Origin of the sequence: Flavobacterium sp., from assembly GCF_044360715.1 — a bacterium.
GTDB lineage: Bacteria > Bacteroidota > Bacteroidia > Flavobacteriales > Flavobacteriaceae > Flavobacterium.
On sequence record NZ_JBIKJY010000019.1, the window covers coordinates 20,522 to 45,150 of the forward strand.

Annotated in this window: 27 protein-coding genes and 3 tRNA genes; 10 read left to right on the forward strand and 20 right to left on the reverse strand. The window is 29.4% G+C overall.

What is annotated here, in order from left to right; all coding sequences use genetic code 11:
• Positions 1-81 precede the first annotated feature (81 nt).
• The 3 genes from ACIQ16_RS07445 to meaB form a co-directional block, all read right to left on the reverse strand.
• Positions 82-975, reverse strand: coding sequence for an ABC transporter ATP-binding protein (locus tag ACIQ16_RS07445; protein WP_396150161.1), 894 nt, complete (start codon positions 973-975; stop codon positions 82-84).
• 49 nt (positions 976-1,024) lie between these two features.
• Entirely contained in the window at positions 1,025-1,489 is a 465-nt protein-coding gene (locus tag ACIQ16_RS07450; RefSeq protein WP_396150163.1) for a DUF4375 domain-containing protein, read from the reverse strand.
• 62 nt (positions 1,490-1,551) lie between these two features.
• Complete coding sequence (meaB, locus tag ACIQ16_RS07455; RefSeq protein ID WP_396150165.1) at positions 1,552-2,634, reverse strand: methylmalonyl Co-A mutase-associated GTPase MeaB; 1,083 nt, start codon at positions 2,632-2,634, stop codon at positions 1,552-1,554.
• A 235-nt stretch (positions 2,635-2,869) separates the two neighbouring features.
• Here meaB and ACIQ16_RS07460 point away from each other — a divergent pair, with 235 nt between their 5' ends.
• Positions 2,870-4,273, forward strand: a complete 1,404-nt coding sequence (locus ACIQ16_RS07460) for an FAD-binding oxidoreductase (protein ID WP_396150167.1) — start codon at positions 2,870-2,872, stop codon at positions 4,271-4,273.
• A gap of 11 nt (positions 4,274-4,284) precedes the next feature.
• Here ACIQ16_RS07460 and ACIQ16_RS07465 read toward each other — a convergent pair whose 3' ends face one another.
• On the reverse strand, positions 4,285-4,674 hold the full coding sequence (locus ACIQ16_RS07465; RefSeq protein WP_396150169.1) for a hypothetical protein: 390 nt from the start codon (positions 4,672-4,674) through the stop codon (positions 4,285-4,287).
• Between the two features lie 385 nt (positions 4,675-5,059).
• Here ACIQ16_RS07465 and ACIQ16_RS07470 point away from each other — a divergent pair, with 385 nt between their 5' ends.
• Complete coding sequence (locus ACIQ16_RS07470; protein WP_353076864.1) at positions 5,060-5,260, forward strand: DUF2007 domain-containing protein; 201 nt, start codon at positions 5,060-5,062, stop codon at positions 5,258-5,260.
• An 86-nt stretch (positions 5,261-5,346) separates the two neighbouring features.
• Complete coding sequence (locus tag ACIQ16_RS07475) at positions 5,347-6,978, forward strand: ABC-F family ATP-binding cassette domain-containing protein (RefSeq protein ID WP_396150171.1); 1,632 nt, start codon at positions 5,347-5,349, stop codon at positions 6,976-6,978.
• 41 nt (positions 6,979-7,019) lie between these two features.
• On the opposite strand, the gene ACIQ16_RS07480 is transcribed toward ACIQ16_RS07475, so the two are convergent.
• The 7 genes from ACIQ16_RS07480 to ACIQ16_RS07510 form a co-directional block, all read right to left on the reverse strand.
• The gene (locus ACIQ16_RS07480; RefSeq protein WP_353076861.1) at positions 7,020-7,466 is read right to left on the reverse strand and encodes a beta-carotene hydroxylase; all 447 of its coding nucleotides are present in this window, start codon (positions 7,464-7,466) and stop codon (positions 7,020-7,022) included.
• 54 nt (positions 7,467-7,520) lie between these two features.
• Positions 7,521-8,360, reverse strand: a complete 840-nt coding sequence (locus tag ACIQ16_RS07485) for a phytoene/squalene synthase family protein (protein ID WP_396150173.1) — start codon at positions 8,358-8,360, stop codon at positions 7,521-7,523.
• A gap of 1 nt (position 8,361) precedes the next feature.
• Positions 8,362-9,822: a phytoene desaturase family protein gene (locus ACIQ16_RS07490; protein ID WP_396150175.1), complete on the reverse strand. Its 1,461-nt coding sequence runs from the start codon at positions 9,820-9,822 to the stop codon at positions 8,362-8,364.
• 29 nt (positions 9,823-9,851) lie between these two features.
• Positions 9,852-10,751 (reverse strand): MerR family transcriptional regulator, encoded by a 900-nt coding sequence (locus tag ACIQ16_RS07495; protein ID WP_396150177.1) that lies wholly within the window; start codon positions 10,749-10,751, stop codon positions 9,852-9,854.
• Positions 10,752-10,843: 92 nt separating this feature from the next.
• Positions 10,844-10,925 (reverse strand) — tRNA-Leu (locus ACIQ16_RS07500).
• 42 nt (positions 10,926-10,967) lie between these two features.
• Positions 10,968-11,040, reverse strand: a tRNA-Lys gene (locus tag ACIQ16_RS07505).
• Positions 11,041-11,083: 43 nt separating this feature from the next.
• A tRNA-Lys gene (locus ACIQ16_RS07510) sits at positions 11,084-11,156 on the reverse strand.
• A gap of 202 nt (positions 11,157-11,358) precedes the next feature.
• Between ACIQ16_RS07510 and ACIQ16_RS07515 the strand changes: the two genes are divergently transcribed.
• Complete coding sequence (locus ACIQ16_RS07515) at positions 11,359-11,874, forward strand: shikimate kinase (protein ID WP_396150179.1); 516 nt, start codon at positions 11,359-11,361, stop codon at positions 11,872-11,874.
• Here ACIQ16_RS07515 and ACIQ16_RS07520 read toward each other — a convergent pair.
• From ACIQ16_RS07520 to ACIQ16_RS07530, 3 genes are read right to left on the reverse strand one after another with little or no spacing between them, the layout of a single operon-like run.
• Positions 11,866-12,360, reverse strand: coding sequence for a phosphoribosyltransferase family protein (locus ACIQ16_RS07520; protein ID WP_396150181.1), 495 nt, complete (start codon positions 12,358-12,360; stop codon positions 11,866-11,868). The two genes, ACIQ16_RS07515 and ACIQ16_RS07520, sit on opposite strands and share 9 nt — an antisense overlap.
• A 4-nt stretch (positions 12,361-12,364) precedes the next feature.
• Positions 12,365-12,946 carry an SAM-dependent methyltransferase gene (locus ACIQ16_RS07525; RefSeq protein WP_396150183.1) on the reverse strand — a complete coding sequence of 194 codons (582 nt, stop codon included), beginning with the start codon at positions 12,944-12,946 and terminating at the stop codon, positions 12,365-12,367.
• A complete protein-coding gene (locus ACIQ16_RS07530; protein WP_396150185.1) occupies positions 12,947-13,309 on the reverse strand; it encodes an RNA-binding S4 domain-containing protein in 363 nt (120 codons plus the stop codon). It abuts the gene before it with no gap.
• A gap of 87 nt (positions 13,310-13,396) precedes the next feature.
• Here ACIQ16_RS07530 and ACIQ16_RS07535 point away from each other — a divergent pair, with 87 nt between their 5' ends.
• The 4 genes from ACIQ16_RS07535 (at position 13,397) to ACIQ16_RS07550 (ending at position 17,391) form a co-directional block, all read left to right on the forward strand.
• Positions 13,397-14,335, forward strand: coding sequence for an FKBP-type peptidyl-prolyl cis-trans isomerase (locus ACIQ16_RS07535; RefSeq protein WP_396150187.1), 939 nt, complete (start codon positions 13,397-13,399; stop codon positions 14,333-14,335).
• A gap of 78 nt (positions 14,336-14,413) precedes the next feature.
• Complete coding sequence (locus tag ACIQ16_RS07540) at positions 14,414-15,229, forward strand: 2,3,4,5-tetrahydropyridine-2,6-dicarboxylate N-succinyltransferase (RefSeq protein WP_396150189.1); 816 nt, start codon at positions 14,414-14,416, stop codon at positions 15,227-15,229.
• Complete coding sequence (locus tag ACIQ16_RS07545; RefSeq protein ID WP_396150191.1) at positions 15,229-16,269, forward strand: glycosyltransferase family 9 protein; 1,041 nt, start codon at positions 15,229-15,231, stop codon at positions 16,267-16,269. Before ACIQ16_RS07540 ends, ACIQ16_RS07545 begins: the two co-directional genes overlap by 1 nt.
• Positions 16,270-17,391 carry a glycosyltransferase family 4 protein gene (locus tag ACIQ16_RS07550; protein WP_396150193.1) on the forward strand — a complete coding sequence of 374 codons (1,122 nt, stop codon included), beginning with the start codon at positions 16,270-16,272 and terminating at the stop codon, positions 17,389-17,391. It abuts the gene before it with no gap.
• Here the strand turns inward: ACIQ16_RS07550 and ACIQ16_RS07555 are convergent.
• Genes ACIQ16_RS07555 through ACIQ16_RS07580 form a run of 6 tightly spaced genes read right to left on the reverse strand, consistent with a single transcriptional unit; the run spans position 17,357 to position 22,519 of the window.
• Entirely contained in the window at positions 17,357-18,109 is a 753-nt protein-coding gene (locus ACIQ16_RS07555) for a glycosyltransferase family 2 protein (protein ID WP_396150195.1), read from the reverse strand. The two genes, ACIQ16_RS07550 and ACIQ16_RS07555, sit on opposite strands and share 35 nt — an antisense overlap.
• The gene (locus ACIQ16_RS07560) at positions 18,099-18,929 is read right to left on the reverse strand and encodes a glycosyltransferase family 2 protein (RefSeq protein ID WP_396150197.1); all 831 of its coding nucleotides are present in this window, start codon (positions 18,927-18,929) and stop codon (positions 18,099-18,101) included. The genes ACIQ16_RS07555 and ACIQ16_RS07560 overlap by 11 nt, the downstream gene beginning before the upstream one ends.
• A gap of 6 nt (positions 18,930-18,935) precedes the next feature.
• Positions 18,936-19,718 carry a polysaccharide deacetylase family protein gene (locus ACIQ16_RS07565; protein WP_396150199.1) on the reverse strand — a complete coding sequence of 261 codons (783 nt, stop codon included), beginning with the start codon at positions 19,716-19,718 and terminating at the stop codon, positions 18,936-18,938.
• A complete protein-coding gene (locus tag ACIQ16_RS07570) occupies positions 19,715-20,650 on the reverse strand; it encodes a glycosyltransferase family 2 protein (RefSeq protein WP_396150201.1) in 936 nt (311 codons plus the stop codon). Before ACIQ16_RS07570 ends, ACIQ16_RS07565 begins: the two co-directional genes overlap by 4 nt.
• On the reverse strand, positions 20,643-21,803 hold the full coding sequence (locus tag ACIQ16_RS07575) for a glycosyltransferase family 87 protein (RefSeq protein WP_396150203.1): 1,161 nt from the start codon (positions 21,801-21,803) through the stop codon (positions 20,643-20,645). The genes ACIQ16_RS07570 and ACIQ16_RS07575 overlap by 8 nt, the downstream gene beginning before the upstream one ends.
• Entirely contained in the window at positions 21,800-22,519 is a 720-nt protein-coding gene (locus tag ACIQ16_RS07580; protein WP_396150205.1) for a lipopolysaccharide kinase InaA family protein, read from the reverse strand. The genes ACIQ16_RS07575 and ACIQ16_RS07580 overlap by 4 nt, the downstream gene beginning before the upstream one ends.
• Positions 22,520-22,594: 75 nt before the next feature.
• On the opposite strand from ACIQ16_RS07580, the gene ACIQ16_RS07585 reads away from it, so the two are divergent.
• Together ACIQ16_RS07585 and ACIQ16_RS07590 are read left to right on the forward strand one after the other, a co-directional pair.
• Positions 22,595-23,557, forward strand: coding sequence for a hypothetical protein (locus tag ACIQ16_RS07585; RefSeq protein ID WP_396150207.1), 963 nt, complete (start codon positions 22,595-22,597; stop codon positions 23,555-23,557).
• Positions 23,554-24,564: a hypothetical protein gene (locus tag ACIQ16_RS07590; RefSeq protein ID WP_396150209.1), complete on the forward strand. Its 1,011-nt coding sequence runs from the start codon at positions 23,554-23,556 to the stop codon at positions 24,562-24,564. Before ACIQ16_RS07585 ends, ACIQ16_RS07590 begins: the two co-directional genes overlap by 4 nt.
• The last annotated feature ends 65 nt before the right edge of the window (positions 24,565-24,629 follow it).

The window sequence follows — 24,629 nt, forward strand, 5'->3', positions numbered from 1 at the left end:
TTTAGTTTGAAAGTTGCCTGAGGCTCTCGAAGGCAATTGTTGAATTAATTTTGTTGCCTTCGAGAACCTCAGGCAACAAAATTAATGTTTCGTTAATTCTAAAAATTGCTCTTCTAAACTGTTTTTTCGTTTCACTAAATGTGAAAGCGTAATATTTTGTTTAAATAAGTGCGAATTTAATTCTGCTGCATCTAAATTAGCATTTAAATACACCAATACTTTCGAATCCTCTTCTTCAATTTTTTCAATTTGTGGAAATGATTGTAGCGCCGTTTTTAATTGAGCTAAATTATCTGATTCTAACTCAAAAAATCCTTCATTTGCTGTAATTCCGTCAACCGTTCCTTGGTATAAAGTAACGCCATTTCTTATTACAATAACGTGTGAGCATACTTTTTCTACTTCGTCTAATAAGTGAGACGCTAAAAGAATTGTTGTACCCTGATTGGCAATAATTCGGATTAAATCTCTAATTTGTCTAATTCCTTGTGGATCTAAACCATTTGTAGGTTCATCTAAAATTAAAATTTCTGGATCGTTTAATAGGGCAGAGGCAATAGCCAAACGCTGCTTCATTCCTAAAGAAAACGTTTTAAATTTGCTGTCTTTTCTTTCTAAAAGACCTACTAATTCTAATTTTTCGGTGACTTTTGTAAAGGGAATGTTTTTTATTTTACAGACTAATTTCAAATTGTCTTCCGCTGACATATAGGGGTAAAAATTGGGACGTTCAATAATGGCACCCACTTTTTTTAGGGCTTCGTGTGTAGAATGTGCTCCATCAAACCATTGAAAATCGCCAGATGTTTTGTTTACTACGTTTAACACAATGCCCAATGTAGTTGATTTTCCAGAACCATTTGGTCCTAAAATTCCATATACATTTCCTTTTTTAATTTCAATAGAAACATTGTTTACCGCGTGAACTTTGCCGTATTTTTTATGAAGATTGGTGATTTTTAATATAGTTTCCAATAGTATTACGTATTTAATTTATAGGTAAGACGACAGAAACGGTATCGTGTTACACGAATTCATTAAGAAATTTCGATTTATTTTTTCGAATAAAAGCAACAATTAATACTACAACATCTTCCTCTTCTTCTGTAAAGAAAATTTCATCTAAGTCTTCCCAACCTGAGATAATTTTTTCATCAAGTTTGGCTATAACTTCTTGTCTTTTTGCGGTGTCTTCGGTATATTTTACTGTAAATAATTGAAAAGCTTTTGTCAGTAATGTAGCTGTTTTAGGCGCTTCAATTTCTTTATATGCTTGGATAATTTCTGTAGCAAAATCGCCACTTTCATTATTAAAGAAATACTGCAAACCGCCTTCATTCATCGCAGCTTCAAAAATATCTATAAGTACAAATGTTTTTTCGGCGTGGTTTAAATCTGTTTTTTGTTTTTTATCCCAAATATGAGTACCAACAGCTTCAATAATAGCTATTTCGTCTTCTAATTGTAATACGGTTTCAATATTTTGCATATAAAAATGTTAAAGTTTGTTTGTTTTGTAATTTATAAAATAAGGTATAAAAATTTATACTATCATTTCTTAAAAAGCTCCAATAAGTATTTCGCACCCACAAAAGGAGAAATTTCGTGTTGTAGTACTTGTTTTTTTACGGTTTTCAATTGTTTTATTATTTCTGGATGCTGATAAAAGCTATTTTTCAGTTGTTCGTTTATTGTTTCCATCATCCAATATTGGTTTTGTGCTTCCCGGTTGGAATTAAAATAACCAGATTGAGTAGTTTGAGAAATATAGTCTAAAATAATCGCATACACTTCTGTAATACCATCTAATGTAAGCGAGCTGCAAGTGGTTACTTTAGGTTGCCATCCTGAATCTTTCATTGGAAACAAATGCAACGCTCTGTTAAATTCTATTTGCGCCATTTTTGCTTTTTGTATGTTGTCGCCATCAGCTTTGTTTATTACTACTGCATCTGCCATTTCCATAATACCTCGCTTAATACCTTGTAGCTCATCGCCAGCCCCCGAAATTTTTAAAAGTAAAAAGAAATCTACCATACTGTGCACGGCAGTTTCACTTTGTCCAACACCTACGGTTTCTATAATAATCGTGTCAAAACCACAGGCCTCACATAAAATTATGGCTTCGCGAGTTTTTCTGGCTACTCCACCTAAACTTTCACCAGAAGCGCTTGGTCGAATATAGGCATCTTCATCTTTTACCAATTCTTCCATTCGGGTTTTGTCTCCCAAAATACTTCCGTGACTCAATGTGCTACTTGGATCAATAGCTAAAACCGCAACTTTTTTTCCAATGTTGGTAAGGTGTTTTCCAAACGCTTCTATAAAAGTACTTTTTCCTACGCCAGGCACACCTGTAATACCAATTCGAACCGATTTATTGGCATAAGGCAAACAACCATTTATGACTTCGTTCGCTTTTTCAAAATGTATAGGGTTGGTGCTTTCAATTAAGGTAATAGCTCTACTTAAAGCTACTTTGTCGCCTAAAATAATTTTTTCAATCAGCTCAGCCGCACTAACTTCTTGCTTTCTAAACGCTTGAATGTGCTTTGCTACCTGAGAACTTACTATTTCAGGTTTAATTATTCCGTCTTTTTCGGAAAGTGCAGATATTTTATTATTTTTACTCAATTAAAATTGCTTTGTGTAAAAGTAATAATTTTTTTTAAATGAAGCCATTCCTGCTATCCGCTAAATCTTTTTATTTAAGTTTCCTTCGAGTGCCTCAGGAAACTTAAATAAAAAGGATACCGCTCCTATCAGGGCTAAGGCATTCGTTTTCAAAAGAAGCCAAATTAATTGCAAAAACAAAAAACTATTTACTATTCGATACTTTCGAAATTTAGTAGTAATAAAATATAAAATTATGAATTTCAATACCGAAGCTTTTCAAAAATTAACCGCTATTGTAGGCGAAAATTATATTTTTACAGATGCTGAAACGCTTTTGCATTTTGGTCACGACGAAACGGAAGATTTATCTTTTCCACCGCAAGTAGTTCTTAAACCAGCCAATGCACAAGAAATTTCCGAAATTTTAAAAGTAGCCAATCAATATAAAATTCCAACTACGCCAATTGGTGCAAGAACCGGATTAAGTGGTGGTGCCTTATCTATTTTTGGAGGCATTGGTTTGTCGTTAGAGCGACTAAATAAAATTATTGAAATAGACGAAAATAATTTGCAAGTCACAACCGAACCAGCGGTAATTACTCAAGTATTACGAGAAGCAGTAGCTGAAAAAGGATTGTTTTACCCTGTTGATCCAAGTAGTATGGGTAGTTGTTGGATAGGCGGTAATGTTGCCGAAAATGCGGGTGGCGCACGTGCTGTAAAATACGGTGTTACCAAAGATTATGTATTGAATTTAGAAGTGGTTTTGCCATCAGGTGCTATTATTTGGACAGGTGCCAATACGTTAAAAAATTCCACAGGTTATAACCTTACCCAATTGATGGTTGGAAGCGAAGGTACTTTAGGGATTGTAACCAAAATTGTTTTAAAACTAATTCCGAAAAACACACATAACGTATTGCTGTTGGTTCCATTTTATAAGGCTGAACAAGCTTGTGAAGCGGTTTCTGCTATATTTAGAGCTGGTATAGTGCCGAGTGCATTAGAATTTATGGAACGAGATGCCATAGATTGGTCGGTTGCCCATTTAGATGGTATTTCTGTAGAGGTAAAACCAGAGCATCAAGCCCATTTATTAATTGAAGTAGATGGTAATTACCCAGAAATTTTAATGCAAGAAGCAGAAAAAATATTGGAAGTAGTAGAACGATTTGAAATCGATGAAGTGTTGTTTGCAGATACAGAAGATCAGAAAAACGCCCTATGGAAAATGCGAAGAGGTGTGGCTGAAGCTGTAAAGGCAAATTCTATTTATAAAGAAGAGGATACGGTTGTACCAAGATATGAGTTACCAAAATTATTGAAAGGAATTAAGGAAATTGGTTCAAAATACGGATTTCAATCGGTGTGTTATGGACACGCTGGTGATGGAAATTTACACGTAAATATTATCAAAGGCACAATGACTGATAGCAATTGGAAAAATGAAGTACCAAAAGGAATTCGAGAAATTTTTGAGTTAACAGTCTCGCTAAAAGGCACTTTGTCTGGAGAACACGGTATCGGATTGGTACAAAAAAACTATATGGATATTGCTTTTAACAAAGGTCATTTAGAACTTATGGAAAGAATAAAAGCTGTTTTTGACCCTAATAATATTTTAAATCCTGGGAAAATTTTCCCTGACGAGTTGTAAAAAATACGGGTTTATTTTTTTAAGAAATCTAATAATACAGGATCTGCATTTTTAAACGTATTGTCCATTTCTGTAATGGTGGCAATTCTTTTTTTGTTAAGTTTTATTAGAATATCTTTTTCAGTTGTAAATAAAATTACAGTTAAAAACGGATTGTTTAGGTATTGATTTAAAAGCAGTATTACATCTTCAATAGGTTTTATTTCTATAATTTCTTCGGATAAATATCTAAACGTTACATTGAATTTTAAAGTATCATTATCTACAATCGTACGAAAATATACATTTGTTAATTCCGTTTTTCCAATCGTTTTCCCTAAGGTTAACTTTGCGAAAGTCCCATTAGATAAACTGGTTTTTAGGTGTTCGTAAATAGCATTTATTTGTTCAGAATAGCTCATTCAATTTTTTTTGTAAAAGTACTAAAAGTTACGAATAAAAAAATCCTCAATTATTACTAATTCAGGACTTGTTTGTTTAATCTCTTTTTGGATTGTTTTTTTTATCGCGTTTTTCTTCTTTTTTTTCCTTAGCGGTTTTTAAAGGTTCTTTTTTTTGTACTTTTTTTGCGTCTTGACTTTTCGCCATAATTTTTTGAATTTTCTAATTACTTCGCATTATTCGTTTTGTAAATATAACTTCTTTTATTGAAGTTCAACCTATCTAAATCTGGTTTTACCAATTATTAATCATAAAATGTAGCCCAATAATTTATTAATCTTCCAATTTTGGCTAAAATTATTCAAATAGACTATATTTGCACCTCAAAAATCCAAACATATAAATATGGGACTTATTAAAATTTTTTCTGGAAAAGAAACAATTGCACAAAAATTACAAACAGTAATAGAATCGGGTAATGTATTTGTAACACAACGAGAAAACAAACAAAATTCCGGAACAAATAAAATAATTGAATTGTTTATTGAAGAAGATGATTTTATGAAAGTGAGAGACGCAATAGAAGATTTTAAAATGAATATGTAATTTTAGTGATTAGTAAATAGTGTATAGTTTTATATAATTTACAAATACTTTAACCCATTACCCAGAACCTTTTACCTTAAAATAAAATGATTACAGTTAATGATATCGCCGTTGAATTTGGCGGAACCACTCTTTTTAGCGAAGTAACTTTCGCCATTAATGAAAATGATAAAATTGCCCTTATGGGTAAAAATGGCGCAGGAAAATCCACCTTATTAAAAATTGTTGCAGGCGAAAGCAAAGCCACACGAGGTAGTATTTCTGCTCCAAGTGATGCGGTAATAGCTTATTTACCTCAGCATTTATTAACTTCAGACAATTGTACGGTAATGGAAGAAGCTTCTAAAGCTTTTGCTGAGGTGCTTAATATGAAAAAAGAAATTGACGATATTAATGAGCAATTAACAGTTAGAACAGATTATGAAAGTGATGCGTATATGAAATTAATTGAACGCGTTTCTGAACTTTCTGAAAAATTTTATGCCATTGAAGAAGTCAATTATGAGGCAGAGGTAGAAAAAGTTCTAAAAGGTTTGGGTTTTGAAAGAGAAGATTTTACTCGATTAACGAAAGAATTTTCTGGAGGTTGGAGAATGCGAATTGAATTGGCGAAAATTTTATTAAAAAAACCAGATTTAATTTTGTTAGATGAGCCAACCAATCATATGGATATTGAAAGTATTCAATGGTTGGAAGATTTTTTAATTAATTCTGCAAAAGCGGTAATGGTAATTTCCCACGATAAAACATTTGTAGACAATATTACTAATCGTACTATCGAAGTTACGATGGGTCGAATTTACGATTACAAAGCCGTATACTCTGAATATTTAGAATTGCGAAAAGACAGAAGAATTCACCAACAAAAAGCATTTGACGAACAACAAAAATTCATCGCAGATAATCAAGCATTTATAGATCGTTTTCGTGGTACATTTTCTAAAACAGATGCGGTACAATCTCGTGTTAGAATGTTAGAAAAAATTGTACCAATTGAAGTCGATGAGGTCGATACTTCGGCATTAAAGTTGAAATTTCCACCATCGCCACGTTCTGGACAATATCCAGTGGTAGTAGAAGAATTATCAAAAAAATACGGCGACCACGTTGTATTTAAAGATGCGAATATGGTTATTGAAAGAGGGCAGAAAGTAGCTTTTGTTGGAAAAAATGGTGAAGGAAAATCTACAATGATAAAAGCCATAATGAAAGAAATTGAGTTTGAAGGTAAGTTAGAAGTAGGCCATAATTCTCAGATTGGTTATTTTGCTCAAAATCAGGCTTCTTTATTAGATGGAGAAATGACAATTTTTGAAACAATAGACCAAATTGCGGTAGGCGATGTTCGTACGAAAATTAAAGATTTATTAGGTGCTTTTATGTTTAAAGGTGACGATATTCAAAAGAAAGTAAAAGTGCTTTCTGGAGGAGAAAAAACACGTTTGGCAATGATAAAATTATTATTAGAACCTGTGAATGTTTTAATTCTGGATGAGCCAACCAATCATTTAGATATGAAAACCAAGGATATTATTAAAGATGCTTTACGCGATTTTGATGGCACATTAATTTTAGTTTCACACGACCGTGACTTTTTAGATGGTTTGGCAACAAAAGTGTTCGAATTTGGAAACAAACGCGTTAAAGAACATTTTGAAGATATCAAAGGATTCTTGGCTTACAAAAAAATGGAAAGCTTACAAGAAATTGAAAAATAGATATAGAATATACATAAAAAAAGCTCCAACAGGAGCTTTTTTTATGCGTTTTTGTAATGTTTAAACGGAAATAATAACATTCCAAAACATTCGCCTTGATGTTTTCCAATATGTTTATGGTGCATTTTGTGTGCACGTCTTAACGCACGAGCATATTTGTTATTTGCGTTTCTAAATAATTTAAATCGTTGGTGAATAAATATATCGTGTACTAAGAAATAGGTTAATCCATAAGCAAAAATCCCAAGTCCAATTGCCAATCCGATTGCTAAAATTCCATTTTGCCACAAAAAGAAAAAGGTCATACTTACTACAGCGTAAAATATAAAGAACGCATCATTTCTTTCAAACCACGAATCGTGGTCTTTTTTGTGATGGTCTGCATGTAAACTCCAAAGGAATCCGTGCATTATAAATTTATGTGTAAACCACGCCATAAATTCCATCATAAAAAATGTTATAAGAAACACTACTATATACAACCACATAATTTTTTAATTTAAAGTTTTAATGTTTGAAAATTACTTTTTAATAGTTTAAAATTAAAGTAAATTTAATCTATATTTTACATAACAACGCGCTAAAAGTTCGGCTTTTTCATAATCAGGAACTCTAATCCGTGTGTTTTTTATTTCTGTTGAAGGTGTCGTTTTCAATCTTTTCAATAATCGTTTGTAATATCTGTACGCGGTGTAAACGCCAAATTTAGCTTCAATAGGTAAACGTAAAATTCCTTCGTATGCCATTTTAAAATCAGCTTCAATATCTTCAATAATTTCTTTTTTTGAAGTTTCTGTTAGCTTATTTAAATCGGTATTTGGAAAATAAGTACGATTTAAACCTTCAAAATCAGCTTTTAAATCTCTCAAAAAATTCACTTTCTGAAAAGCAGAACCTAATTTCATAGCAGATGCTTTTAACTCTTCGTACCTTTTTTCATCGCCATTTACAAAAACCATTAAGCACATTAATCCCACAACATCTGCACTTCCGTATATGTATTCGTGATATTCTTCAGTGGTTTTGTATTCTTGTTTTACTAAATCAAGTTTCATACTTTTCATGAAAGCAGCAATCAAATCTTGACTAATATTGTGCTTATTAACAGTATGTTGGAACGAGTTTAAAATAGGATTTAAACTAATTTTATTCTGAATAGCATCTTCTAATTCGTTTTCAAATTTTTCAAACAAAACTTCTTTGTTGTAATCATGAAAACTATCTACAATTTCATCAGCAAAACGAACAAATCCATAGATATTATAAATATCTTGTCTAATTGATGGCGCAAGCATTTTCACTGCAGATGAAAAAGAAGTACTGTACGCTTTGGTGACTTTAACGCTACATGCGAAAGAAACGGTATCAAATAATGCCTTCATATTATTGGTATTTTTTTATTAATTGTGAAACTAACTTTCCTGATATTAATGCAGGAGGAACGCCAGGTCCAGGAACAGTTAATTGTCCCGTAAAATATAAATTTTTAACTTTTTTACTTTTCAATTTCGGACGTAAAACAGCGGTTTGTAATAATGTATTAGCCATCCCGTAAGCATTTCCTTTGTAGGAGTTATACTCTGATTTAAAGTCTTTTACGCAAAAAGATTTTTTAAAGATAATGTTTTTTCTAACACTTTGTTTCGTAATGTGTTCAAATCGACTCATTATTTTTTCAAAATAGATTTCTCTTAAGTCTTCAGTATCTTCTAAATCTGGCGCAATTGGGATTAAAAAAAAGCCATTTTCACAACCCTCTGGAGCGGTTTCTTTATTTGTTAAAGAAGTAAAATTAGCATAAAATAAAGGTTCTGAAGGCCATTCTGGATTGTCGTAAATTTCAACAGCATGTTTCTCAAAATCCGAATCAAAAAATAAATTATGATGACATACATTTTCTAATTTTTTATCAAAACCTACATAAAATAATAGCGAAGAAGGTGCAAAAGTTTTTTTATCCCAATACGCTTCAGAATATTGTCTGTTATTAATTGGTAATAAAGTTTCCGTATGATGGTAATCTGCTCCCGAAAGTACTACATCTGCTTTTAAAATTTCATTGTTTATTTCAATCCCACAAGCTCGATTGTTTTCTACAATTATCTTAGTTATGTTTGAATTTGTTTTATAAGTAACACCTAATTCTTTTCCTAACTGAACCATAGCTTGGACTACATCAAAAAAACCATTTTTTGGTTGCCACGTTCCTAAACCAAAATCCGCATAATTCATAAAACTATAAAATGATGGTGTATCTGATGGTTTTGCACCTAAAAACAATACAGGAAATTCTAAAATTTGTTGTAAATTTTTATTTTTTATTTTTTTACGAACATCTCTTTTTATGTTTGAAAAAAATTGGTCGATTTTAAGTGCGGTTTGAGGTGTAACTAATTCAAAAATACTTTCGCCAGGTCTGTATACTAAATCTTTAATGGCTATATCGTAATTTTTTTTAGCGTTGTCTATAAATTCACTTAATTTTTTACCGCTTCCTTTTTCTAATTTTTCGAAATCGGAAATAATAGTATTTAAATCATCCGAAACATCAAAATGCGTATTGTCTTCAAAAAACACTCTATATCCTGGAGATAATTTTTCTAAACTATAGTAATCAGAAGGTTTTTTATTAAAATCTGCAAAAAAACTTTCAAATACATCGGGCATCCAATACCAGGAAGGTCCCATATCAAAAGTAAAACCGTCAGCAGAAAATTGTTGGGCACGCCCACCTAAATTTGTGTTTTTTTCAAATACTGTTACCTTATTTCCTTCTTTAGCTAAATAACAAGCTGCAGCTAATGATGAAAATCCAGATCCTATAATATGTATTATTTGTGGCATATATGTGTAATTAGTATTTTAATGTAATATTATAGTGTATACAAGAAATCTTTTAAGTTTTCTATAGATCTAATGTTTTCAGGTAGTTTAGAATTGTCTAAAGTTTGAGCTTTTCTTCCAAAAATTAACAACTCATTAGAATTGTTCTTTAATATCGTATTCTTAAAAGTTTGAATATAATTTTCTATTTCACTTTCATTTGGCTCTACAGTTAAATAGGTGATATAGGTTATTTTTTTGAAATGATTGTTTAATTCCAATAAATTTTCAATAGGTAAACTTCTTCCTAAATATACTGAATGATGTCCTTTTGTAACGATTTCGTGATGAAGAAACAAAAGACCTAAATCATGAATTTCATTAAAAGGTAAGTATAAAATGTAGGTTTGATCCGAAACGCTATTTTGTTTTATTTGATATTTCTCAATTTCAATTAATATTTTTTGTTTTATTAAATGAGAAATAAAATGTTCGTGAGCTGGAGATATAGTATTCGTTGTCCATAAAACGCCTATTTCCTCTAAAAGAGGTATAAATGTTTCGAAAAATACGGCACTAAAACTTTTTTCACTAAGTAAATCATTGTACGTTTTAACAAAAAGCGGCTGGTCGAAATTTAACATCGCCATTTTAAAATTGCTTAAAACATGATTATTTACTGTTTTTTGAGTTTGAATTTTAACTACAAACTTTTCAATTTCTGTTTGATTTAGTTTTGAGATTTTAGAAATCTTATACCCAAAATTAGTTAACAAAACTACATTTAAAAGCTTTTGTAGGTTTTTTAAATCATACAATCTAATATTAGTATCCGTACGCATGGGCTCAAGTAAATTGTACCTTTTTTCCCATATACGAATAGTATGCGCTTTAATACCTGAAAGGTTTTCCAAGTCTTTAATACTGAATGTAGATTTTATGTTGTTCATTTTTTACCTAAAAAGTTTAAACAAAAATACATAAAAAATAGAAACAATTGCAATAAAAAGAAAAAAAATCTTGCAAAAGCAAGATTTTAAAGTGACCAAAATGGGATTCGAACCCATACGCCTTGCAGCACCACCCCCTCAAGATGGCGAGTCTACCAATTCCTCCACATGGCCTTAAATAAAAAAGAAGCTAAGCTGATGCTTAACTTCTTTTTGTGACCCCGCTGGGATTCGAACCCAGGACCCCTACATTAAAAGTGTAATGCTCTACCAGCTGAGCTACAGAGTCGTAGCAATGAAGTTATAATTTTGTATGTTTTGAAATATTTTTGTGACCCCGCTGGGATTCGAACCCAGGACCCCTACATTAAAAGTGTAATGCTCTACCAGCTGAGCTACAGAGTCTAAAAAACTATTTCTTCATTGCGGGTGCAAATATATGATGATTTATTTATTTCACAATAGCTTTTATATAATAATTTAATATTTTTTTGTATTTTATTTATAACCCCTTAATTAAGAAGAGTTTGTTGTCTTTTTGGTTAATTTAATAATTAAAAATTCATTAAAATATTATACTTTTATACCGTAAAATTTCAAAATAAATATGAAAATAATTCTAATTGGCTATATGGCTTCGGGAAAAACTACTATTGGAAAAATACTTTCAGAGTCGTTACAATTGCCTTTTTATGATTTAGATTTTATTATTGAACAAGAATTAAAAACAACAATTAATGAAATTTTTGAACAAAAAGGGGAACTTTTCTTTAGAAAAAACGAAAGAGAAGTTTTGGAAGCATTTTTAAATAATACAGATAATTATGTTTTAGCCTTAGGTGGCGGGACACCTTGTTATTATGATAATTTTAATTTGTATCAGAAAGCGGAAATAAAGAGTTTTTATTTGAAAACATCTGTAACCACTATAATTGAACGTTTGAAAACACAAAAAAATACACGACCAATAGTAGCTAATTTAAAAGATGAAGAATTAATAGAATTTTTAGCAAAACATTTATTTGAGCGCAATTATTTTTACAACCAAGTTCAAACAATTATTACTGTTGACAATAAAAACGAACAGGAAATTGCTTCAGAAATTATTTCTAAATTAGCTTAAATACACATAAGAATTTTGTTCTTCAAAAACTACTTGTACGTGTTCCTGTAAAGAAGTAGACAATGATAATCCTTTGAAATCTGCTTTTACGGGGTATTTTTTATGATTTCTATCAATTAAAACTGCTGTTTTAAATTTATTTAAAGGAACGTTTAGAAAATGTTTAATAGCGTAAATTAAGGTCGCGCCAGAATTTAACACATCATCTACCAAAACTAAGTTTTTATTAGCATAAGCTTCTTCTGGTAATGATGTGGTAATCGTATCAGAAGGCTTTTGCTTGTTAATATTTACTTCACAAATAGTAATTTTAATATCACTTATTGATTCTAGTTGTTTGGCAATTTTTTGAGCAAATACAAAACCACTATTTGAAATTCCTGCAATAACCAATTCAGAATCGTTAGCAAATGTTTCGTATACTTGATACGCAATACGTTTTGTTTTATGTTCTATTTCTTTGTGAGATAAAATAATGTGTTGCATGGTTTTATTTTTTTTCAAATGTAAAAAACAATTCTTTATTTGCACGAGGTTTTATAGAATTATATGCAAGTTCTAATGTTTTAATCAAAAACGTATTAGAAAATAAATTCACATATTCCTCTTGACTTCCCCCAAAAGGCGGACCTTCTTCGGTTAATGGGAAATTAAATAATAATCCAGAAATTTTTCCTTTTTCGGATAATAAATCATACATTTTCACAACATAATTTGGTCTTAAATTTGGTTGTAAGGCACAAAAGAAAGTCTGTTCTAATATTAAATCATACGAACCACTGTGATTAAAAAAATCATCGAGAATTACATGTTTTTCTAATGTTTTATTTCTACTAATTATAGCATCTAAAGGGTGTTTTGCATAATCTATTACGAAGACATTTTGAAATCCCTTTTCAATTAAATAATCCAATTCATATGCATTTCCAGCTCCTGGAATTAAAATACGAATATTTTTATCTTTTAATTGGTCAATATATGCTTTTAATGGAGTAGACACTTCTCCAATATCCCAATTTGTAGTTGCTGATTCGTATCTTTCTTCCCAATATTCTTTATTTAACAACATCATTTATTCTGTATAATCGTCAATATCTCTTCGGTCTTTTTTTGTTGGTCTTCCTTCACCTTTAGCTCTATAATGCTCTTTCGAAAGTTTAATCAGTTCTAAATGTTCGAATGATTCTGGTGGCGTTTCATCTTTTCTGTATAAATCTACAATTTTTGCTGCAACTCTACTTGGTGGAATGTCTAAAACTTTAATGATATAGTTTATTTGGTCTCTTCTAAGCGTAATTTTGTCTAAAGGAAATACATCTCTAGATGCTTTTGCTTTTACATTATTTACTGAAACATGTCCTTTTTTTATGGCTTCTGCTGCCAAACCTCTTGTTTTAAAGTATCTGATGCACCATAAATATTTATCAATTCGCATAAAATTCAAAAATGAATGTTAATATTTGTACAAAAATAAATGAAAATCGTATCTTGCGACCACTTTTTTAAATTAAATTTTTCCAAAATGAAATTATCTTTAAGATTATTACTTTTATTACCTTTTATATTTGTTGTGGTAGGATGTCCTGCAGATGATGAAACCCCACCAATACAATCAAGACCTTATTTAGAGGTTTATAATGAAGATATTGCTGAAATTGAAGATTTTATGGAATCTCACTACATTACTGTTGATGCTAGCTATAACGTTTCTTTCACTAAAATTACAGCTACTACACCAGGAACACCAATTTTTGATGCTTTAGATACTTCTGCAAGTCAAAACAATCCAGCAAAACCTTTAAAATTCAAAACTATTTCAAAAGAAGGCGTAGATCATAAATTATATTATTTAAAACTTAATGAAGGAATGGGCTCCAATCCTACAAGATTAGATTCTGTTTTTACTTCATATAAAGGATATAAAACAGATTTGTCTAGTTTTGATGCTGCTTCAAGTCCTACTTGGTTTCAATTACAAGAGGTAATTCAAGGTTGGCAAGAAGTTTTCCCAGAATTTAAATCTTCTAATGGACAAACTATAAATCCTGATGGAACAATTACTTATAACAATTTTGGAGCTGGTGTAATGTTTGTGCCATCAGGTTTAGCTTATTTTAGCGGAACTGGCGGAGGTGCAATTGGCTCGTACACACCTATTATCTTTTCTTTTAAATTAATGAATGTAAGATATAAAGATCATGACGGTGATAAAATTTTATCGAAAGATGAATATGGTGGACCCGCATCAGGCACTCCACTAGATACTGATGGAGATGGAAAACCTGATTATGCTGATTTTGATGATGATAATGATGGAAAACTTACTAAAAACGAACTTTTTGATGTTCTTCCAGCAATTCAAAAGATAAATGGATATTACAATTTTAATGATATTCCTGATTGTAATGGAAACCGCCCAGCAATTACAAAAAGAAAACACTTAAGTAATTCTTGTCAATAATATTTAAATCCTGCTAAAAGCAGGATTTTTTATTTTGTATTACTAATCTGAAACTTTATCTTTGTTAAAAATAGTGTTATGACAAATTTACAATCAATTATAGAAAACGCATGGGATAACCGTGAGTTATTACAAGAAGATACTACGCAAAAAGCCATTAGAGAAGTAGTAGAATTATTAGACAACGGAACACTTCGTGTAGCTGAACCTGTTGCTAATGGTTGGCAAGTAAATGAATGGGTAAAAAAAGCGGTTGTAATGTATTTTCCCATACAAAAAATGGAAACATTGGAAGCAGGTATTTTTGAATATCACGATAAAATTCCATTAAAACGTAACTTTGCCGAAAGAGGAATTAGAGTTGTACCAAATGCTGTTGCTCGTCATGGGGCTTATATTTCATCTGGTGTAATTTTAATGCCATCTTATGTAAATATTGGTGCTTACGTAGATGAAGGCACTATGGTAGATACTTGGGCAACAGTTGGAAGCTGTGCACAAATTGGAAAGCATGTACATTTAAGTGGCGGAGTAGGTATTGGTGGCGTTTTAGAACCTTTACAAGCAGCACCCGTAATAATTGAAGATGGCGCATTTATTGGTTCTCGTTGTATCGTAGTTGAAGGCGTTCGTGTGGAAAAAGAAGCTGTTTTAGGAGCAAACGTTTGTTTAACGGCTTCAACTAAAATTATCGATGTTACAGGTGCTGAACCAATTGAATATAAAGGAGTTGTACCTGCAAGATCTGTCGTAATTCCAGGAACGTATACAAAGAAATTTCCTGCTGGAGATTTTCAAGTGCCTTGTGCGTTAATTATCGGACAAAGAAAAGCGTCTACAGATTTAAAAACGTCTTTAAACGATGCTTTGCGCGAATATAACGTAGCGGTATAATGAAAATTTTAGTAATTCAGAAAAAAAGAATTGGAGATGTACTTACAAGTACTATCATTCTGGAAGCACTTAAAGAGCGTTTTCCAAATGCTGAATTACATTATTTAGTATACGAAAACAGTTATGCCGTTGTAAAGAACAATAAATTCATTGATAAAATAGTTGTTCTTGATGAAAAATCAAGAAAGGGAAAGTTGGCTTTTCTTGCTTTTTTATTTAAAATAAGAAAAGAAAAATATGACATCGTTATTGATGCTTATGGAAAACCAAATAGTGTGATATTAGCTTGGTTTTCTGGAGCAAAAAAAACAATCTCATTTGAAAAAAGTTATTCAAAATTACTTCTATCTGATGTAATTAACAGAAATATTTCTTCAGAATCAAACGCCTCCAAAGCCATCGAACACAGAATGGCTTTACTAAAACCACTTGGTATTGATTTTAAATTAATCGCTCCAAAAATATTTTTATCTGAAGAGGAAATCAGTATTGGTAAACAAAAACTAATAGATGCTAAAATTGATATTTCCAAAAATATACTAATGATTAGCGCTTTGGGTAGTCAGGATATTAAAAATTATCCATTGCAATATATGGCGGAAGTTTTAGATTACATTGTGGCTCAAAAAGAAGTGCAAATTTTGTTTAATTACCTTCCGTGGCAACAAAATCAAGCAAAAGAAATTTTTAATTTATGTAATGAAACTACGAAAAAAAATATTTTTATTGATTTTTTTCAAGATGATTTACGGGAATTTTTAGCGATTTTATTTCATTGCAATGCATTAATTGGCAATGAAGGTGGCGCTGCAAATATGGCTAAAGCGCTTCAAATTCCTACTTTTAGTATTTATTCACCTGGAATTATTAAAACAGATTGGAATGTGTTTGAAAATACTACCACAAATATTTCTGTTCACTATGATGATTATGCAGATGAATTGCCTAACGAAGGCGATTTATTTCAAAAATACAGTAAATTTAAACCCAATTACTTTTACGATAAGTTACTTGATTTTTTAAATTTTAATTGTAAGTAAATGAATTTCGGATTTGAAGCAAAACGAGTTTTTCACAACAAAACGGGTTTAGGAAACTATAGTCGCGATTTAGTTCGTGTATTAGCAACTAATTTTCCTGAAAACAAGTATTTTTTATATAATCCAAAAAAGAATAAAAAAACCCTTTTTGTATCAAATAATACGAATGTATTCGAAAGAAATCCGATTTCAAAATTCAATCAAAAATTTAAAAATTATTGGCGACAAAATACGGTTGTTAATGATTTAGTTAAAGATGAAATCGTTTTATACCATGGGCTTTCTGGTGAATTACCTTCAGGTTTAGCTAAAAAAGGTATTAAATCTATTGTTACCATTCACGATTTAATTTTTGTTAGATATCCTAAATTGTATTCTTTTTTTGATAGAAAAATTCATTTTTATAAGTTTAAAAAAGGAGCCATTAATGCCGATTTAATTATCGCAATTAGTGAACAAACCAAAAAAGATATTATTTCGTATTTAAATATTGATGCGAGTAAAATAGTTGTCCTATATCAAGGTTGCCAAGAGGTTTTTAAACAAGATTATTCAGAAATAGAAAAGCAACTTGTTTCCAAAAAATATAATTTACCTCAAAAATTTGTATTAAATGTAGGTACAATTGAAGAGCGAAAAAATGCCTTAACTATTGTAAAAGCTATTAAAAACTTAGATGTTGATTTGGTTTTGATTGGAAAGCAAACAGAATATGCAGATAAAATTTACCAATACATTATTGAAAATAAATTAGAAAAAAGAGTTCATTTTTTGAAAGGATTATCAGGTACTGACTTAGCAATTATTTATCAATTGGCATCTGTTTTTGTATATCCATCTGTATTTGAAGGTTTTGGAATCCCTATAATTGAATCATTGTTTTCTAAAACTCCTGTAATAACAACAAAAGGAGGAGTTTTTCCTGAAGCAGCTGGACCTAATTCGTTATACATTGAACCATTTGATGTGAAAGATTTAACCGAAAAAATAGCACTTGTTTTACAAGATTCGTCACTTGCTTCAAAAATGAAAGAGGAGGGATGGCAATTTGTACAACAATTTAATGATGAAGAAATTGCGAAAAATATTATGAATTGTTATCTGCAAGTTCTTTCAACTTAGTATATTTAAGGTAATTGCTAAATGCTGCAAACATACTCCAGGTAAAACCTTCATATCCATTTAAAAAATTCCGTTGTAAAAAGAAATATCTAATAAAATCAAATGGAAATTTGATAACTATTTTCAAAACACTACTTTTTTTCTTTTTTTCATGAAGCAATTCACCACTTAACAACGCATATTTAATTTGTTTTTGTATGGCGGTATTTATGTCAAATACTGTATAATGTAGCATTTCCTGTTGTAGCTTTCCAATTGTGCCATTTATTTCTATGGTTTCGTGCACTTTGTTGGGTGTAAATTTCCCGAAATTTTTATCAAATAATCTTAAAATTGGTCGTTTACTTTCAGCGCCATATTTAAAAACTTTATTTAAAAAAACATGTGTTCTGGGAATGGTATATGCCTTTGCATTTTCTTGATGATTTAGGTTGTGAATTTCTGAAATTAATGCATCAGATAATACTTCATCGGCATCTAATGAAAGCACCCAATTATGAGTAGTTTGTTCCAATGCAAATTGTTTTTGTAAACCAAAATTCTCAAATTTATGTGATATGACTTTTGCTCCAAATGATTCGCATATTGAAACTGTAGCATCTGAACTTCCAGAATCTACAACAATAATTTCATCAAATGTTTTTAATTTTTCTAAACATTTTGAAATGATATGTGCTTCGTTATATGTAATAATAAATATTGAAATTTTATGCTTCATTGTTCAAATATTTAGATAAACCATTTTGTATAGCAACCACTTTATGTTGTTTGTTGTATTGTCTTATATTGTTGTTATTCAGCCAAATGTCTTTTGTTGCATAACTTCTATCATGGTTTAAATGCAAACAAATGGCACTATATCTTATTTGTATACTTCTTATATTATTGTGAAATAAACGTTCGCCAATTTCTCTATCTAAACCGCCGTATTTCATGTCTTCATTAAAGCCATTTACGGCAATTAAATCTTCTTTAAAACAAGAAGTATTGTGCCCGTTAAATGTTTTTTTAGTTGGAGTAATCCAGTTCATGAAAAAAGCAAAAAATTTATTTTTTGTAAGTTTTATTAGTTTAAAATTCCATTTCAAGCCATTCTCTAAAAGCCATTTGGTTTGAAAACAGCTTTGATTTTTAATGTCAATTTCGGAAATCGAATTAGAAACAAAATCATTTAATTTAAAATAACCACCAGATAAAAAATTGCCTTTTTTTTGATATTTTACATGTGTTGCTACAAAGTCATTTCGCGGAATACAATCTCCGTCTGAAAATAAAATATAGTCGCATGATGCTTTAATTATGGCCTTATTTAAGATTTTAGTTTTTTGAAATCCTTCATCTTTTTGCCAAATATGAATTACAGGATTTTTAAATTCTGATTGAAATTTGTCAATTATATTTTTTGTTTCATTTGTTGAGCCGTCATCTGCAATAATTAATTCAAAATCGTTATGGGATTGCATAGTATAACCCCATAAAACTTTTTCTAACCAAGTTTCAGAATTGTATGTGGTAAGTATTATCGAAATTGTACTCAAAAAAGATTATTTTAAATTTTTTAGAATTAAAAATTCTTTGAAAGTACCAAATATATATTTTTTTTCTTTCATGGCTTGTATAAAATTACTTAATCTTTCCGACATGGCATCACCACTGTTTTTACTAACATATTTAGGAAAATTATAAGCGGCTTTATTATCTAAAGGAGTAAATTCCCATGGATGAAAATATATATTTAAATATCCGTCATTTTTATAAGTCCATTTTGCTAAGAATTTATAAATTGGTAAAGGTAAATTATGAAATGATAGCCAAAATAAAGGAAATCGAACTAAAGGGCTAACAGATGCAGGTATTTGCCAAACATTGTGTAAATTAAAATAGGTTCTTGGTTTGTCTAAATGATTATATCTTCCTGGTAAAAATGTTGGATTAATTGATGAATTATATAAATACCCAGCATTTTCTATTTCACGTTCATCTACAGGAAACATTCTAGGCATTCTGAATCCAACAACTTCAGAATTTGAAAGTGCTTCTAAAGCATCTTTGGATTGTTTTAAATGCACAACTTCAAAATTACTGTGATAATAAGTGTGAGAAGCCAATTCATGCCCTTCATTAATAATTCGTTTAATTAAATGAGGTACTTTTTCAGCAAAAACAACTGTTGAAAAAAAGGTAGCTTTAATTTGATGTTTTTGTAATAAATTTAAAATAATTTCAGTTCCTTTTTCGGAAACGTCAATTTGATTTTCAATTGAAATATCTTTACCATACTCAAAAGGCATGTCGAATTCTTCTATGTCAAAACTAAGTAAAATCATTTGTAATTGGTGCTGCTAATTAAATAATTTGGTCTTCCTTTAGATTGCATAAATAATTTACCAATGTAAACACCAATAATTCCTAATACTACTAAATTTAAACCTCCAAAGAAAACAACTGTTGTTATTACTGAAGCCCAACCAGAAATCACATGCCCATAATAAACACTATATAAAACATAAGCTATATAAAATATAAATGCCATTACGGATAAGCTAATGCCTAAAATAATAGCCATAGAAAGTGGCTTTGTACTAAAAGAAGTAATACCTTGAACAGCAAAACGCATCATTTTTCCTACCGTGTATTTGCTTTTTCCAGAATATCTTTCATTTGGTTCATAATGTATGGCAAATTGTTTAAAGCCTACCCAATTGATAATACCTCTGATAAATAATTCATTTTCTGTGAAATCCGAAAATACTTGCGCGACTTTTTTATCTATTAATCTGAAATCTGCTGTTCCAGGTTCAAACTTAATGTCAGAAAGCTTATTCATCAAGCCGTAAAATAAATTGGAAGTTTTATTTTTTATGAAACCTAATTTTTTGTCTTCTTCTCTTATAGTGTATACAACCTCAAATCCTTCTTCCCATTTTTGTATAAGTTTTGGAATAATTTTAGGAGGGTGTTGCATGTCGCCATCCATTGATATAATTGCGTCTACGTCATTTTTTGCTAAATCTATCCCTGCCTTGAGTGCGTTTTGATGACCGAAATTTCTGGATAATTCTAAATAAAAAATATGCTGATGTTCTTTTGATTTTTCTTTCAAAATAACGACAGTTTCATCACTTGACCCATCATCTACAAAAATAAATTTAAAATTGTAATTTATATTTACAATGGTTTCGTTTAACGCTTGTATTAAAACATCGATATTAGTGGCTTCGTTATATGAAGGGATTACTATGGCAATAGATTTATTCATGAGCTATAGATGAATTTGTTTCTTTTTTTAATGTTAGCAACTCGTAAATAATTTGAAACCAAATTAAAACACAAGGCAATGCTTTTAAAGCATATGGTTTTACATACGTTTCTCGAATAAATTTCGGTATTAAATCTGAAGGTGAGAAACTGGTTAATATCATCGCAAATATAAATAAAAACCAGGTCCATTTTGTTTTTTCTTCTTGAATAACAAACCAAATTGCTACACCAGCAAATGCAATAATATAAGTTGGACTTTCTGAGCCCGAACTAAAAATAACAGTAAAAATTAAAACGGATGCTAATAATAATAATTGAAATTTTTTGTTCGAAAACATATTAAATCTTAAATAAGGCAATCCAAAAAGTAATAATCCTGGAAGTAAAAATAGCATATTTGAAAGATGCGGCATATTTAATGTTTTTCTAACCATACCCATGATTGAAATGTCTTGCATAGAAGTTAAGGAAGCGTTTTCATTGTTTTTTTCTACTAATCTGACAAACCATTCTGAATAACTATTTAGTATAAATTCTGGTGAAGAAATAGCCATCGGTAAAACAAAAAAAACTACCGACCAAAAAGCCAATGAACCAATAAATTTCATTTTGTTTTTTGAAAAGAAGAAAAAAGCCAAGCCAACTATGCCGTATAATTTTATGAATGTACCTAAAATAATTAGACAAGCAGACCAAAAATCTTTTTCTTTCTCAATCAAAACATAAGATAAAATAATTATACTAGTCATTATTGGATTGAATTGTTGTCCTAAACTGGTTGTTAAAAATTCGTGCAGACAAATCCACAATATTAGATTTATTTTAGAGCTTTCTAAGTTTATTTGACTAATTGCGTATACTAAAACTATAGCATTAAATATGCACCATAAAACCATGCCAATTCCATCTGGTAAGATTGCAAAAGGCGCAATAAACAGACTGAAAACTGGTCCGTAATGGTTGTGGTCAAAGTATAAATTTGGATAAGATGCATACAACGATTTTTGTTTTAAAGTATGATAAAATACATTTTTAAAAATAAGGTAATTGTTGTTATTGCCTATTAAATATTGTTTTATTGCAGAAATTGTTGCTAATAAAATCCAAATAGCCAGTATTATTTTTTTATTATTTAAAAGCTTTGCAATCATAATCCTAATCTTTTTTTGAAATTCCTTTTTTTAAGTGCTTTATTAAAAAAAGCATCCGTGTATTTCCACATTAATTGAAAAACTTCTTCTTTTGGTTTGTTGTATAATTTTGCATATTCATAGCTTATAACTTGAACCATATATTCTGAAGGCGTTAATCGACAAAGATTTTTCATTCTTAAATTGAAATCCATTTCTTTATGAAACGTCATTCGATTTAAATCTACAAGATAAAAATCAAAAGTTCCTGATTCATTTTTTTTAATCAGCGTGTTTCCTGGTGAATGATCTTTAAATTCAATGCCTGCTTCATGTAATTGAAAACAAAAATGTGCTAATTGCTTTAAAATTTCATCAGTATCGGGATTGTCAACGCCAAATAAATCTTTAAATACATAATCTGGAGTAATATGTTCGCAAACATAATAACTATCTAAAAGTCGGAAAAAGTTTTTGTTTTCATAAAATCCAATTGGATTAGGAGTTCCTATGTTTTTTTGTTTTAAAATTGTAGCAAATTCAAATGATCTTCGGGCTTTTGATTTCCTAAAATATCTATAAATAATACCATTAATTACTATCGGAATTTTAAACGATTTTATATTTAAAACTATTGTATTGTAAGGAAATGTTTTAATGATATTCCTTTTTCCTGCAACTAATAAATCGCCTTCGGTTCCAAAATTTTTAATGATGTTTACAATCGATTTATTCATAAGTTGTATTTGAAATACAAATGTAATTGAAATCTTTGTAAAAAAACAATATCTTTGTTTTTTAAAAATGTATGTATGTCGCATAAAATTGCTGTAATTAGTTTTGATCATTGGAATTATGATGCCCATATTGTTACTGCTTTACAAAAAAAAGGAATAGAAAGTTTTCATATAAAAATTGGTAATTTTAAGTATAAAAATACCTGGGAACGCATTCAAAATACATTTAGTAAAGTCTTTTTAGGAAAAAATCCTAAACTAAAAAAACGTCAAGAATACATACTTCAACAACTAAAAGATAAGGGTTTTCAAAATCAAATTTTAGTTATTAATCCCGAATTAATTGATTTAGAATATCATTTAGAAATTAAAAAAAATACTGATAAATACATTGCTTATTTGTACGATAGCGTTTCAAGATGTCCCATAAAACATTTACTTGAAGGAGTTTTTGATGAAATATTTTCTTTTGATAAAGGTGATATTTCAACATACGGTTTTTCGCCAATTACCAATTATATTTATTTTGATTCACCCGTAATTGAAAAAGATATCAAACAAAATTTTATTTATATAGGTTCTATTGATAACAGATTAAAATATTTAAACGATTTTGGTGAGAATCTAAAAAAGCAGCAGCAATCATTTATGTTTTATGCGATTGGAAAAAAAGCCTTTGTCAATCAATTAAAACAATTATTTTTAGGAAAAAATAAGAATATTATCTTTAAAAAGAAACGTTTTACTCAAACTGAAACATTAAACATTTATGCTGAAAGTGAAATTATTGTAGATTTAGTTCGAGATAATCAATTGGGTTTAAGTTTTAGAATTTTTGAAGCTTTGGGTTTGCAAAAAAATCTAATTACTAATAATAAATCTATAACTACTTACGATATTTATAATTCTGGAAAAATTATTTATTTTGATAATTTTTTTAAACCAAATAAATTATCATTTAATAAAGAAAATTATTCTTATGACATTGTAAACAAATATAGCATAGAAAATTTTATTAAAAATATTTTTCAATTATGAAACAAAAAACATTTCTTGTTATGATGACTTCCGATGTTAAAATATGTAATTCGGTTAAAGAAAATTTAGAATTTTTAAATTATCATGTTGTTATTATTGTAAATGATGATTTTAAATATAAAAGTATACAAGATAAATTAGTTAATTTTTATAGAAAAGTATTTAAAAAAGACAAAAGTTATAAAAGACAATTAATTAGATCTTATGAAGAGAATAAGAACCTATTTTTATTGGAGCAACAAAAAATAAAATTTGATTTTACATTAGTAATAAGACCTGATAAATTTAGTTTAAAAGTTCTCGAAGCAGCTAAAATAAAATCAAAAAAAATGGTTGCTTATCAATGGGATGGAATGTCGAGATTTCCAGAAGTTACAGAAACCATTGATTTTTTTGATAAATTTTATGTTTTTGATGAAAATGATATTGAAAATAGCTCTAAAAAATTGTCTTACACTACAAATTTTTATTTTGATTGTTACCTTTCTTTATTTCAAAAGAGACCTATTTATGATGTTTATTTTATTGGAACTTATGATTCTAGAATTAACGATTTAATAAGTATTTGTAACAAATTATCAGGTTTAGGTTTAAAGTTAAATATTTTATTAGCTACATCACCAAAAAAAGACTTAAAAAAATATAAGTTTATAAAATATATTAAAAAACCGTTAACATATTATGAAAACTTAGAATTGTTATCACAATCTAAAATGATAATTGATTTAGCACATAAAAATTTGCATACAGGATTATCTTTTAGAACATTTGAAGCTATTGGGTATCAAAAAAAATTAATTACATCTAATCCCATAGTTGAAAAATACGACTTTTATTCCCCACAAAATATTTTTATTGTAAATCCTAATTTTGAAGGATTGGAAAAATTTATAAATGAAGAATTTACACCCATAAATGAAGAAATTAGAAATAAATATTCATTTAGTAATTGGATAAATTTTATTACAAATCAAGAACCTTTCCAGGAAATTAATATTTTTAAATAATGAAAAAAAAGATGTTATTTATATTTCCAAATTATTATGGTTTTGATGAAGTTATTTATCAAGGT